This window comes from Neobacillus niacini, from assembly GCF_048572935.1.
Taxonomy (GTDB): domain Bacteria; phylum Bacillota; class Bacilli; order Bacillales; family Cytobacillaceae; genus Neobacillus; species Neobacillus niacini.
This window is the reverse complement of the sequence record NZ_CP183883.1, coordinates 4,540,496-4,554,874: the sequence shown is the minus strand read 5'-3', so window position 1 is coordinate 4,554,874 and position 14,379 is coordinate 4,540,496. Positions and strand designations below refer to the sequence as shown.

Genomic DNA, 14,379 nt, shown 5'->3' with positions numbered 1-14,379 from the left:
GGGTGACGAGCGAACGTATGCAGATCCTTAGTATTGAACATTTGTATGAGGTATTAAATAGAGCAGTAGAGTTAAACCTGCCGAAAGAGTTTATTGAGTTAGTAGTAAATGAAATAAACAATAAACACACGATAATAGCAAATTAAAGTAAAGAAAAAGGAAATGATCTGAGTTCGCTCACGTCATTTCTTTTTTTTATGGTGAGTAAGTTAATAGAAGAAATGTTTCCTCATCTAAAATAGGTAGTAGGACCTAATGAGTAATAGGAACATATATTCAAATTTATGGAAGCACTGAATTTTAAACATTATTAACTGTTTTTCTTATAACTGAAAATCAAGCTATGGCGCTAATATAAGTATGAAAACGCTGTCAATATAACGCAAAAGGGGATGGTTTCAGAGAAAACAAAGCTAGGTTAGTAGATAAAAATATAGGGTATAGGGAGGAAAGTTTTTGAAAATGAAGCGGAGAAATTCAAGAAAGTATGTTGCCGTTTTTCTTAGTTTATTATTACTACTAGCCTTGGTTCCCGCTGGGCCAATACAAGTATCGGCGGAAGAACCAACACTATCAAAAAAGTTTGACTTTGGAACACCAACAAGTTCCGTCAAAGATGGCTATACAAAAGTTTCTTCAGAAACAGCTTATTCAGCAGAAACAGGCTACGGTTTTGCTGATATCTCCAAGGTAACCTCACAAGATCGATCAACATCAGACTCCTTGAAATCAGATTTTATTACAACAACAGAGACTTCCTTTAACGTTGACCTACCAAATGGTGATTATTTGGTCACTGTCATTGCCGGCGACAATAACGACACGACAAATGTAGGCATTAAGGCTGAAAATATCCAAAAGGTTCAAAATACTGATGTAAAAAATGGCGAATTTATTGAACGTAAGTTTGAAATTGCCCTAATAGACGGACAATTAAATGTTGAATTTACTGGTGCAAACCCAAAAGTAAACGGATTAACCATTGAGAAACTTCCGGAAAGAACAGCAGGAGAACTCCCAACCGTTTATATCGCTGGAGACTCAACGGTTCAGACTTATGATGAATATTGGCGACCAGAAGCTGGCTGGGGTCAAATGATCCCACGCTATTTCAGTTCTGATGTAACCTTTAAGAACCACGCCATTGGCGGAAGAAGTACAAAGTCTTTTATCAATGAAGGCCGCTTAGATAACGTGTTAAGAGAAATAAAACCAAACGACTTTTTCCTAATCCAATTTGGTCATAACGATGCAACCATCAGTATTCCTGAACGATATGCATCTGTCCCTGATTATAAAAATTATCTAAAAACGTATATTAATGGTGCTCGTCAGCGTGGAGCGGTTCCCATTCTAGTGACCCCGGTTGGCAGACGTGATTTTAATGCAGCAACAGGAAAGTTTAATGTCAGCTTCCCTGAGTATGTGCAGGGTATGAAAGACGTAGCGGCAGAAATGAATGTCAATGTGGTTGACTTAAGTGCACGAAGTGTTGCCTACTACGATACCATTGGGCCTGAGGGAAGTCTATCTGTATTTTTACATACAGACCCGGGTGTTTATGCTGCATTTCCAAATGGTTCACAGGATAATACACACTTCCAAGAATACGGAGCAATCCAGCTCGCTCGTCTGGTTTCAGATGAAATTAAAAATCTGAATATTTCGCTTTCTCAGTATGTTACGGGTATCGAATCTCCAGCTAACGTTCCAGCGAAACCAGCTGACGTGGCGGTAAGCAGCATTAGTAACGCAGGTGCGCTTGTCACGTGGAAAGTTGTTGAAGGTGCAGACATCTATAGGGTTTACCGTAAATTATCAACTGACAGCGAATATAAATTGATCGGAACTTCTACTATTTCTCAACTTAATATCACAGGAATGGAAGAAGGAAAAACCTATGATGTAGTGGTTTCTGCTATAAATGGTAAAGGAGAATCAGAATTATCGGATGCAAAACAATTCACAACGAAGAAAGCTACGTTAAAATTTGACTTTGGTTTAGCAGGTAATCCAATTGCCGAAGGTTATACAGGTGTCAATTTATCCACCACATACAGCGCTGAGAGAGGTTATGGAATCGTTGATTCAAAAGGGATGATTGGCCGTGACCGCGGTACCGGTGGAGATCTTCTTCGCGACTGGCTGGGTTATTTTAATGTTGGCTGGAAATTTAATGTCGATGTACCAAACGGGCTTTATGCATTAAAAGTCTATGTTGGTGATTTCACAGGAAGTGCCAGAACAACTCTAGCGGTGGAAGGTCAGGATTATGGTACAATTTCTGCACCTAAAAATAACTATACAACTAAAGTTGTATCACAGGTTTCCGTTAAAGATGGTCAAATGAATTTTAATTTTGCCGGTTCAACAGCCATTGTAAACGGTGTTGAAATAACCCCCATTTTGATAGCTCCGTCCGAACTTAAATTGGATGAGAAATCGTTGGATGCGGAAAATCCGCTTGTGACTCTATCTTGGAAAGCAGTTGAGGATGCGGTTAAATATAATGTTTACCGTAAAGTGGCAGGCACAAGTGAATTTACCCTAGTGGGTAGTAGCACAACAACATCCTACACAGATAAAACTGTAGATGTAGGAATGGAATATGAGTATGTGGCAACAACCGTTGACAATGCTAATGTGGAAACCGATCCTTCACTGTCTTTAAAGGTAGTAATGGTGGATCCAACACAGCCAGTTCCAGCAGCACCAGACCACTTAAAGGTAGGCGAAGTAAACAAGAATGACCTTACAATAAGCTGGGATAAGGTAGTAGGAGCGATAACGTACAATGTGTATCGTTCTAATAAGGAAAAAGGAACGTATGAACTCATTGGTAAAACCAAAACAACATCCTACAAAGATGAAAGTGTGTTAACAACGATTCCTTATTTTTATAAGGTTGAAGCTGTTAATGCTGGCGGTATTTCAAAACAGTCTGAAATTTTGAAAACACCAGCAGTAACCAAACTTAAACGACAAATGGAAGAGCTTGACCGAGCACCAGTAGCCATTAAATCAGAAGAAGGTGTTTTTGTCAGCTGGAGAATGCTTGGAACAGATCCTGAAAGCATTAACTTTAACATTTACCGTGATGGTGAAAAGATTAATGCTAAACCAATTACAGCCAGCACCAACTACGTTGATAAGGATGGGAAAGTTGAATCCATTTATGAGGTTCGTGCGATCCTTGACGGCAAAGAAAGAAAAACAAAGGATACTACGAAGGTATTGAATCAAAATTACTTTGATATTCCGCTTAACAAACCAGCGGATGGCGTGACACCACTTGGTGATCCATATTCCTACCGTGCGAATGATTCAAGTGTTGGTGACCTAGATGGAGATGGAGAGTATGAATTGGTGATAAAGTGGGATCCAACCAATTCCAAGGATAACTCTCAAGCAGGCTACACAGGTAATGTATATGTAGATGCCTATGAAATGGATGGTACCCTAAAGTGGCGTATTGATTTAGGAAAAAATATCCGTGCCGGTGCACACTACTCACCATTCCTTGTTTATGATTTTGATGGAGATGGTAAAGCTGAGATTGTTTTCAAAACGGCAGATGGAACGAAAGACGGGCAGGGTACAGTTATCGGCAGAGCAGATGCGGACCACCGTAACAGTACAGGTTACGTTCTCCAGGGTGCAGAGTACTTGACTGTATTTGACGGAGTTACTGGAAAAGCACTGGATACAACGGATTATGAACCAGCCCGAGGAGACGTAGATGCCTGGGGTGACACATACGGTAACCGAGTTGACCGTTTCCTGGCAGCTGTTGCTTATCTAAATGGTGAGACACCAAGCATTATTATGGCACGTGGATACTATACGCGATCAGTTCTTGCTGCATACACCTTTAAAAATGGTAAATTGACAAAACAGTGGGTCTTTGACTCTAACGATGAAGGTCAAAGAGATTATGCTGGTCAAGGGTATCATAATTTAAGCGTGGCGGATGTCGACACAGACGGTAAAGACGAAATTGTGTATGGCCAAGCGGTAATTGATGATAATGGAAAAGGGCTGTATACAACAGGTTTAGGACATGGGGACGCTCAGCATGTAAGTGATCTTGATCCTACAAGACCAGGACTTGAAGTATTTGCTGTTCAAGAGCATAAAGAGGGTCCATACGGATATGACATGCGTGACGCGGAAACGGGTGAAATCCTCTGGGGTGTGAAAACAGGCCAAGATACTGGTCGTGGAGTGTCAGCTGACATTGACCCTAGGTACGAAGGTGCTGAAGCGTGGGCAATCTCAGGTGCTTGGAACAGTAAAGTCGGCGGAATTCATACGGCAAAAGGTGAAAAAATTTCCGAGAATATTCCTTCGAGTAATTTTGCGATTTGGTGGGACGGCGACTTGTCTCGCGAGTTAGTCGATCATAAATGGGATGACGCAGCATCAACAGGCGTTGGAACGATTGATAAGTGGGACTATAAAAATAGTAAGTTGGTGAATATCCTAACCGCTGATGGAACACAATCGAATAACGGCACAAAAGGAAATCCTGTGCTGCAGGCAGATTTGTTTGGTGACTGGAGAGAAGAAATCATTTGGAGAACCGATGATAGCAGTGCTTTAAGGGTATACATGACTACAGAGGAAACCGACAATAGAATATACACCTTAATGCATGATTCTCAATATCGTTTATCGATTGCGTGGCAAAACGTCGGCTATAACCAGCCGCCGCATACCAGTTTCTTCCTTGGAACAGGGATGGAGAAACCTCCTGTACCGAGTATCGATGTAGTAGAAATACAAGATGTAAATGCACCAGAAACAGAAAGTGAAGTTATCGGGGAAGTACAGGAAGGATGGTATCATAACCCGGTTACAGTGAACTTGAAGGGATATGACTATCAGTCTGGTATGAAAGCAACCTATTATTCATTAAATGGATCCGTAGAACAGGAAGGCAATACGGTAACAATAACAGAAGATGGCAAACATGTTCTTGAATATTGGAGTGAGGACCAGGCAGGTAATATCGAACAAAAAAAATCAGTTGCTATTAACCTTGATAAAACTGCTCCGGAAATCACCTTCTCGGTCGAGGACGGTACACAATTCACAGTAGACCAACAAATTAGCATCACTTGCAAAGCAACAGATGCTCTATCAGGAGTCACCTTATCAACATGTGAAGAAGTTTCTGTACCGGCATACGAGCTTGGTCTAGGAGGTCATACGTACACGGCAGAAGGGGAAGATGTTGCTGGCAACCATTCTGTAAAATCTGTTACGATCAATGTTATTGTTAACTTTGACAGTCTTGGAGAACTTACTAAATTGTTCCTGACTGGATATGGCATTGAAAATACTCAAACAAATTCTTTAGACATAAGTAAAAAAGGAAACTCTTTCATTGCTAAACTAGAAGCAGCCAAAGCTGCTGATGAACGAGGTAATAATAGTGCTAGAGACGGGCAACTAAAAGCCTTTATCAATGAGGTTAAAGCTAAAACGAATACTGACTTCACAGATAACCAGGCACAGATATTAATTGAATTTGCAGAAGTATTAATGAAATAATAAGCAGGTCCCAAGTGGTCTCCATTTTGGGACCTGTTTTATTTAAAATTTCAAATAAATTTGCCAATAAACTTAGTTTATGCAATAGACAAACTAAGTTCCTCTCGCTATAATAAAAATAAAATTAACGTATTTATTTTACAAGATTACTAAATGATTCCTTTAATATAAACATCTGAAAGCGTTACCATTGTGCGACAAGTATACAAATTATAATGTGCTGGCAGTTTATGACTACCAGCACATTCTAAATATATGATACACCGAATTATTTAGGTTCAGATAATAGCTTAATTAATTCATATCAATTGGAGGGGAATAAATGTCGAGATTAGTAGAAATGCAGGAAGGTTCATTTTATACAGGGCAATATCGCAACCTATTTAAAGAAATTGGAAAAACAGATGAACAAATCTCAACTAGAATTCAACAAAATTGGGAAGAGTTATTTAATGGAAATGAAGATACAAGAATCTACTATCCTGTTGGCGAAGATTTAGGGTACATGTTGGATACAGGAAACCTGGATGTACGGACTGAGGGCATGTCATATGGAATGATGATGGCTGTACAAATGGACAATAAAGATGTCTTCGACCGCTTGTGGAAGTGGACGATGATGAACATGTATATGACAAGCGGAGAAAACGCCGGCTATTTTGCCTGGTCCTGTAACCCAGACGGTTCAAAGAGAGCTTATGGTCCTGCACCTGATGGGGAAGAATTTTTTGCGATGGCTTTGTTTTTTGCCTCACACCGCTGGGGAGATGGTGCTGCGCCTTTTGATTACAGCATTCAAGCAAGAGACTTACTTAGGACTTGTATACATAAAGGTGAAAATGGTGAAGGATATCCAATGTGGAATCCTCAGAATAAACTCATTAAATTCATACCTAACTGTGAGTATTCCGATCCATCTTATCATGTACCTCACTTTTATGAACTATTTGCACTTTGGTCTTACGAGGAAGATCAGCCATTTTGGAAGGAAGCAGCTGCTGCCAGCAGGGAGTATTTAAAAATTGCTTGTCATCCAATAACAGGCTTGGCGCCGGAGTATGCGTATTATGATGGAACGCCAAACAATGAAAATGGTTATGGGCATTTCTTCAGTGACGCCTATCGTGTTGCAGCAAACATCGGGCTTGATTTTGAGTGGTTTAGAGGAGATGAATGGGAGCGGCAAGAAGCAAATAAAATTCAAGCTTTCTTTGCGGACAAAGCACCTGCTGACTATCGCAGATACACGATTGCCGGTGAACCATTCGAAGAGAAATCTCTTCATCCTGTTGGCTTGCTTGCAACCAACGCCATGGCTTCTCTAGCGGCTGATGAAATTAAGGGCAAAAAATGGGTGGAGTTGTTGTGGAATACTCCGGTTAGAACTGGGGTTAGAAGATACTATGATAACTGCTTATACTTTTTTAGTATTTTAGCGTTGAGTGGCAACTATAAAATATGGATGCCAAAAGAATAGATTAATAAAAAGAAAGGTCCGCAAGGTTTTATTTTGCGGGCCTTCTCTATAAATGGAATAGTATTAATTATTCTTTGATAAATTCCTAAATACATATTAAGCGTGTAAAAAATAGGAGAGTGACGGAAATGAACAAAGTTTTATTAGTAGATGATGAAATGTATTTCCGCAAAGGATTAAGAAATTTAATAAATTGGGAAGACTGTGGCTTTAATGTAGTCGGAGAAGCCGCAAACGGCGAAGATGCCCTTAAGATGATCCATGATTTAAACCCGGACCTCGTGATTACAGATATCCGTATGCCTGTACTTGATGGAATTGGACTCATTAAACAAGCCATAGAAATAGAGGGAATTCAAACTAAATTTATTATTATCAGCGGATATAGTGATTTTAAATATGCTCAACAAGCATTAAGATACGGTGTTCACGATTTTGTATTAAAGCCAATTGACCAAGATGAAATTGAACAAACACTTAGAGTACTATCAAAAACGTTAAACGAGCAAAAAAAGCTTCAGGATCAAAGGCTGGAAGAACAAGTGAAATTAGTGTTTCATCATCTTTTGTCAGGAGAGGTAGAGGGGAATGATTCCAAAGACCTTTTAAAATTCCTTTCCCTTGGAAGCCCAAGCGAGTTTTTTTACCTAATGGTCGAAGTAAATGGAGTGTATGAGTCTAGCAAGATAAGACAAGTAAAATCTACATTAGCCGATGTAATTCGAAATGTTTGTGAACGCAAAGAAAGAATCTGTATTCAAGAGATATCAAATGGTGTATTGGGTGTGTTAATTACCTCCAATCACTTATCAAGGTTTCAAATGAGCCTAAAGAAATTGATTACTTGGGTAAGGAAAGAACTGACGAACAGGATCCCCAAGAATTTTACATTTTATGTTGGTGAAGGAGTACCAAGCCTTTCTTTGTTAAAAGATTCCTACGAAACGGTGGAAAAGGTACAGCAGCATAAATATGCAAATAACGAAGATGGACTCCTTTTCTTTGAAAAGATTGTAGATAAACCAATTACCTTTGCGGAGCTGGACGAAACAGTATATCATCCATTAATTGAACAAATTGAAGAAGAATCTACATCTATGATTCTGCATTCAATAGACGTACTTTTTCAGTCTCTTGTCTCAAAGAAACTATCTCAAACTGCAGTTCTTGCTACACTTACTAGTTTTATACAAAATGTTCATAAAATTATTACGAAGATGGGAGGAGATCCTTCAAGTTTACAATCGTATCGGGTTATTTTTTACCTGCAAAATTACCCATTGACCATACCTCAAATAAAGGAATTGATTATTGGTTTTGTAGTTGAGTGTAAAGATGAAATTTCTAATTTGAGGAAGCAGACTGCAAATGGTGAAGTTCACAAAATAAAACAATATATTGACTTACATTACCATGAGAATATTAGCTTAAAAATCATTGCTTCTAAGTTTTTTATGAATCCAGTATATTTGGGGCAATTGTTTAAGAAAACATATGGAATCTACTTTAAGGATTACCTCCTGCAAGTAAGAATTAACGAGGCAAAAAAGCAGCTGCGCCAATCCGAAAAAAGAATTTATGAAATAGCAGAAAGCGTTGGATTCAATAATACAGATTATTTTGTCACTATTTTCGGAAAGTTAGAGAAAATCACACCATCTGAGTATCGGAATAAATTAATAAACGATAGAAAAGTGATAAAAAAATGAGTAGGTCAACCCGAAGTTTTCATAATATTCGTTTAAAGAACAAAATGTTGATCATGTACTTTTTTGCTGTATTCATTCCAATCGTATTAACAAATGTAATCTTTTACATTGTTACAATTGAAAATGTTAAAAAACAGCAAATGGATGATAGCACATTGGCATTGCAGCAGATTAATAATGAATTTAAAAGGATTATTGACGAGGCTGTAGGAATATCTTCTTCCTATTATACTAACTTAAATTTAAATCTATTTTTAGAAACGGATTATATGTCAGATATAGAATATATCGAAAGACATTATAGTTTTTTAAGGAATCTCAATCAGACTAACCCATTAAATCCATCTATTAACAGCATTCGCTTTTATACGGATAACCAAACAGTAATCTATTCTGGCGGGGTTTATCCAATTGACAGCCTTGAACAATCAATACACTTCAAGGATGAGCTTACTAAAAGTAATGGCTCGCAAATACTGATTGATACACCTTCAAATAAAAATTTAGAAACCTTTAGTATTATCCGTAATTTGGATTACTTTTATAAAGATAAACAAAAATTTGTGAAGGTTGAACTAAATTCCTCAGCGATAAGAGATATCTTTAACAACGTAACTTTTAAAGGGGATGTATACTTACTAAATGAAAGAGGGGAGATTGAATACACAACCAATCGTTTCTTATCACATATGGATAAATCCGTTAATTTTAATCAGATAAATAAAGAGAAGAATCAGGTTACCATCCGTACGAAACTAAATAGCGGTTCGTTTTTAAACGACTGGACAATTGTAGGTACCATATCGGAAGAAACAATGCTTACAACGGTTAATAAATCTAAACTCTTTATTTTCTTGCTGGCATGCATAAACTTCTTAGCACCAACGATTATTATTGTGATTATTTCTAGATCATTTTTGATTCGATTACATCGGATTTTACGCCATGTAAAGAGGATGGAAAACCAAAACTTTGAGCTAATTGATGACCAGGAATTTGAAGATGAAATTGGTCAATTAACAAGTGAATTTAATCGAATGACTAAAAAAATCAAGGATTTAATCAACGATGTGTTATTAGTTAATATTCAAAACAAGGATTTAGAAATTAAACGAAACCGGGCACAGTTAAGTGCACTGCAAAGCCAAATCAATCCTCATTTTTTATTTAACGCTTTAGAAACCATTCGAATGAGAAGCTTAATGAAGGAGGAAAAAGAAACCGCGAAAATCATTCATAATATGGCTAAAATTTTTAGAAACTCCCTGACGTGGGGGAGGGACTTTGTACCAATTAGGGATGAAATAAATTTAATTATTAGTTTTTTAGAAATTCAAAGATATAGATTCGGAGATAAATTGGATTATGAAATTCATGTGGATGAATCTACAGAAGAATATAAAATTCCCAATATGGCCATTTTACCATTTATAGAAAACGCAAGCATTCATGGAATTGAACCATTGAAGGAAAATGGCAAAATTAATCTATCAATTTCTTTAAAAGATAATCTCCTAACCTGTGTTATTAAAGATAATGGGGTTGGAATGACGGAAGGGAAGAGAAAGCAATTATTATCATCATTAAAAAATGAGGAAGATATAGGGGAGAATGTTGGAATTAAAAATGTTTATTATCGCTTGAATCTATACTATCCGGATCAGTTCTATTTTAATATTGATAGTCATCTAGACTATGGAACAATCATCACCATTCAATTGCCACTTCAGATAGATAGCCAAATACACGGCAATTTAGAAAAAAACCTATACTTTATTAAATAACATCTATAGTTTTTAGGTAGTGAGAAAAAGCTATTCCATTCTATAATGAAAGTGCTTTCATAAAAGAAATGGGGGGTAAGCAAATGTTTAAGAGTAAGATTTTTATGGTGCTTCTAATGTTTGTGCTGCTAGTGTCTGTAGCAGGATGCACAAAAGACGAAAGTTCAAGTGGTAAAGCAAGTAAATCAGGTGACTCAAAGGAACCAGTAACATTCAGTTATTACAATGCAGCAAGCCCTGGTAAAGATATGAATACGAACGAAACAGTGATTGGGAAAGAGCTCGAAAAACAAACTGGGGTAAACTTTAAGGTAGAATATGCTGTCGGTGATATTAACACTAAAATTGGTACAATGATTGCAAGCGGTAAGTATCCAGATCTATTAGTTCCAGATGCTGCTTTACCCAAAGTATTAGATGCAGGTGCTTTTATTGAGCTTAATGATTTAATCGACAAACATGCCCCAAATATTAAAAAACTATATGGTCCATATTTAAATAGAATGAAAGATAAAGATGGAAAAATTTTCTTTATTCCTATGGAAGCTAGCCAAGGATTTATTGCTAACCCTAATATTGACCAAGGTGCATTTTGGGTTCAACGTGCAGTATTAAAAGAAGCTGGCTATCCTAAAATTAAAACTCTTGATGAATATTTTAAGTTAATTGAAGATTACCAAAAGAAGCATCCAGAGGTAGAAGGAAAATCAACAATTGGGTTTACAGCTTTAACTTATGACTGGAGATTCTTTGCTCTATCAAATACTCCTAACCATCTAGCGGGTTACCCAAATGATGGCGGCGTACAGGTTGATATGAAAACACATGAAGCTAAGGTTTACGGAAACAATGATGACACCAAACGTTATTTAAAAGAATTAAATGAGTTAAATAGCAAAGGATTGTTTGACAAGGAAGCGTTTGTTGGTAACTATGATGAATACCTTGCAAAGTTAACATCTGGACGTGTACTAGGGTTCTTTGACTACGGATGGCAAATTGGACAAGCAGAAGATAATCTTAAAAATGCCGGTGTTGATGATAAGCGTTATATGGCTTTACCAATTACATTTGATGAAAATACAAAAGATCAATATTTAGATCCACCATCATTTGTATCTAACCGTGGTGTTGGTATTACTGTTAGTGCAAAGGATCCTGTTCGTATCATTAAGTATTTGGACAATATGGTCAAAGAAGAAAACCAAAAACTAATTCTGTGGGGAATTAAAGGCGAAACTTATGAAGTAAATGATGAAGGTCGTTTCCATCGTACAGAAGAACAAATTGCTAAAACATCTGATGAGAAATTTAGAGAAGATTTTGGTTCTAAGATTTATGAATGGGGCTGGCCTCGTGGAAATGGACTTTACGCCGATGGTAATGCTTGGGAGCCAAGAAGGCAAGCGGAAGTTGCTCAAATGTCCTACACAGACGGAGATAAAAAATTGCTAGAAGCATATGGAGTTCAAGTGTTCTCTGACCTTTTTGCCAAGCCGGAGGATCGTCCTTGGTATCCAGCTTGGAGTGTACAACTTGAAGAGGGATCAAAGGAACAAATATTCTCTCAAAGACAAACAGATTTGCAAAAGAAATATTATCCTAAATTAGTTTTAGCTAAACCTTCAGAATTCGAATCCATTTGGACAGAGTATAAGAAAGAATATAATGCTCTGGATGTAAAAGTTTACGAGGAGACGATGACCAAGGAAATCAAAAAGCTAATTGACCTAGCTAAGTAATAGAAAAAGAGGAGAAGGCCGATATTGCCAAATTGGCTTTTCGGCTTTCTCCTTTATATAACATTAATCCTCAAGATCATAAGCCCCACCTTGGCGTCAGGTGTGTGAATGATTATTCTGAGGTGTGGCTTATGATGATGATTTTATAATGTTTGCTTACTAAAGAGGAGGGGGTAAATATGCAAATGGAGTCAAGAGTAACAGAGGAGGGAATCGATACCTCCATATTGGTTCAGCCAAAAAAATCTAAGAAAATATTTATTAAGAAAATGATGACACAAAAAGCATTGATTGCAATGAGCTTTCCATTTTTGATATGGTTATTCATTTTCAAATACATTCCATTGTGGGGTTGGTCAATTGCTTTCCAGGATTTTAAACCTGCTAAAAGTCTGCTTGACCAGGAATGGATTGGGCTTGAACATTTTAAATTTTTATTTACTGACCCTAATTTTTACCGCGTGCTGCGTAACACACTTGGTATGAGCACCATTAACCTAGTTTTAGGTTTTGTCACTGCAATTGGTCTTGCCCTCCTATTAAATGAAATTAGACATGCCAAGTTTAAAAAATTGGTCCAAACGATTAGTTATATGCCCCATTTTATTTCGTGGGTAGTTGCAGCTAGTATCATCTCTTACTCTCTTTCCCTTGATAACGGTATCGTCAATATCGTCTTATTAAAATTAGGGATCGTCGATGAACCCATTCTATGGCTTGGTAAGGAAACGTGGTTTTGGGGAATCAATGGGGTATCCGATATTTGGAAAAATGTGGGGTGGAATACCATCATTTATTTAGCTGCTATTACAATGATTGACCCTGAGCAATATGAGGCAGCTGATATTGACGGTGCTACTAGGTTACAGCGTATCCGATATATCACATTGCCTTCTTTAAAACCAACTATCATTATTTTGATGATCATGAATTTAGGATATATCTTAGAATCAGGCTTTGAGGCTCAATATCTATTAGGAAATCCATTAAATCTCGCCTATTCTGAAAACTTGGATATTTATGTATTAAAATACGGGATTTCATTAGGTAATTTCTCGCTTGCCACTGCTGCAGGAATATTTAAGACGGTCGTTAGTTTCATTTTCTTATTTACAGCAAACCATATTGCCAAACGCTTTGATCAGCCAAGGCTTTTCTAGGAGGGATTTTTATGGGAAAAAAACGACTTTTTAAAGCAACCAGGTATCATTCAGGACCAGGAGATTATATTTTTGATGTTTTTAATTACACGTTTATGGTTTTCCTTTGTGTTGTAATGTTGTATCCGTTTCTAAACCAAATGGCGGTTTCTTTAAATGATGCAAATGATTCGATAAAAGGCGGAATTTTTCTCTGGCCTAGAGAATTTACTTGGGCCAATTATCAACATGTATTTGGTGAGGCTAGCATCATACAATCATTCATGATTTCAGTTTTACGAACGCTCATCGGAACATTGACTTCCGTCCTTGGTACTGCAATGGTTGCTTATACCATTAGCCGTAAGGATTTCGTGTTTAAAAAATTTGTGACCATTGCCTTTGTTCTAACGATGTATTTCAATGGAGGACTAATTCCAAACTATTTGCTAATCAAGGAACTAAATTTATTAGATAGCTTTTGGGTATATATTTTACCTGGTATCATTGGAGTATTTAATCTTATTGTTATTCGGTCATTTATTGAGGGAATTCCTGAGAGTTTATTCGAATCAGCAAAAATTGATGGGGCAGGAGATTTTACTATTTTCATTAAAATTGTACTCCCATTATCAATGCCGGTCTTAGCTACTGTTTCATTATTTGTTGCCGTTTATCAATGGAATTCATGGTTTGATGTTTTCTTGTATAATTCTTCTGTTCCAGAATTAAGTACTTTGCAATATGAACTTATGAAAATTCTACAGAACTCAAACGCGTCAATGTCAGGTAAAACTGCCGCAGATGCTTTTGCGAGTAGTAATTCTTCTGCAAACTCAGTAACACCTACTTCCATTAGAGCAACCATGACCATTATTGCGAGTTTACCAATCATCATGGTTTATCCATTCCTGCAAAAATATTTCGTAAAAGGATTAACATTAGGCGGAGTAAAAGGTTGAAAAAAGAATC

Annotated in this window: 8 protein-coding genes; all 8 read left to right on the top strand. The window is 37.1% G+C overall.

Translation table 11 applies throughout. The features are described from left to right. Positions 1-17: 17 nt before the first annotated feature. The 8 genes from sda to ACN6MT_RS22465 all read left to right on the top strand — a co-directional run bounded on the left by sda (position 18) and on the right by ACN6MT_RS22465 (position 14,369). Positions 18-146 carry a sporulation histidine kinase inhibitor Sda gene (gene sda, locus ACN6MT_RS22500; protein ID WP_419888132.1) on the top strand — a complete coding sequence of 43 codons (129 nt, stop codon included), beginning with the start codon at positions 18-20 and terminating at the stop codon, positions 144-146. Between the two features lie 316 nt (positions 147-462). Next, positions 463-5,556, top strand: a complete 5,094-nt coding sequence (locus tag ACN6MT_RS22495) for an SGNH/GDSL hydrolase family protein (RefSeq protein ID WP_419956507.1) — start codon at positions 463-465, stop codon at positions 5,554-5,556. 322 nt (positions 5,557-5,878) lie between these two features. Beyond that, entirely contained in the window at positions 5,879-7,033 is a 1,155-nt protein-coding gene (locus ACN6MT_RS22490; RefSeq protein ID WP_419888131.1) for a glycosyl hydrolase family 8, read from the top strand. A 128-nt stretch (positions 7,034-7,161) separates the two neighbouring features. Next, positions 7,162-8,742 (top strand): response regulator transcription factor, encoded by a 1,581-nt coding sequence (locus tag ACN6MT_RS22485; RefSeq protein ID WP_419888130.1) that lies wholly within the window; start codon positions 7,162-7,164, stop codon positions 8,740-8,742. Continuing rightward, entirely contained in the window at positions 8,739-10,526 is a 1,788-nt protein-coding gene (locus ACN6MT_RS22480) for a sensor histidine kinase (RefSeq protein WP_419888129.1), read from the top strand. The genes ACN6MT_RS22485 and ACN6MT_RS22480 overlap by 4 nt, the downstream gene beginning before the upstream one ends. Positions 10,527-10,609: 83 nt before the next feature. Next, a complete protein-coding gene (locus ACN6MT_RS22475) occupies positions 10,610-12,268 on the top strand; it encodes an ABC transporter substrate-binding protein (RefSeq protein WP_063253539.1) in 1,659 nt (552 codons plus the stop codon). Between the two features lie 185 nt (positions 12,269-12,453). Next, entirely contained in the window at positions 12,454-13,428 is a 975-nt protein-coding gene (locus ACN6MT_RS22470) for an ABC transporter permease (protein ID WP_419956506.1), read from the top strand. Between the two features lie 11 nt (positions 13,429-13,439). Further along, positions 13,440-14,369, top strand: a complete 930-nt coding sequence (locus ACN6MT_RS22465) for a carbohydrate ABC transporter permease (protein WP_419888128.1) — start codon at positions 13,440-13,442, stop codon at positions 14,367-14,369. Positions 14,370-14,379 lie beyond the last annotated feature (10 nt).

What these genes read in the sequence shown, in the direction of transcription:
- ACN6MT_RS22490 (WP_419888131.1), top strand. Translation starts at nt 5,879, where the DNA reads ATGTCGAGATTAGTAGAAATGCAGGAAGGTTCATTTTATACAGGGCAA.
- ACN6MT_RS22465 (WP_419888128.1), top strand. Translation starts at nt 13,440, where the DNA reads ATGGGAAAAAAACGACTTTTTAAAGCAACCAGGTATCATTCAGGACCA.
- ACN6MT_RS22485 (WP_419888130.1), top strand. Translation starts at nt 7,162, where the DNA reads ATGAACAAAGTTTTATTAGTAGATGATGAAATGTATTTCCGCAAAGGA.
- ACN6MT_RS22470 (WP_419956506.1), top strand. Translation starts at nt 12,454, where the DNA reads ATGGAGTCAAGAGTAACAGAGGAGGGAATCGATACCTCCATATTGGTT.
- sda (WP_419888132.1), top strand. Translation starts at nt 18, where the DNA reads ATGCAGATCCTTAGTATTGAACATTTGTATGAGGTATTAAATAGAGCA.
- ACN6MT_RS22475 (WP_063253539.1), top strand. Translation starts at nt 10,610, where the DNA reads ATGTTTAAGAGTAAGATTTTTATGGTGCTTCTAATGTTTGTGCTGCTA.
- ACN6MT_RS22495 (WP_419956507.1), top strand. Translation starts at nt 463, where the DNA reads ATGAAGCGGAGAAATTCAAGAAAGTATGTTGCCGTTTTTCTTAGTTTA.
- ACN6MT_RS22480 (WP_419888129.1), top strand. Translation starts at nt 8,739, where the DNA reads ATGAGTAGGTCAACCCGAAGTTTTCATAATATTCGTTTAAAGAACAAA.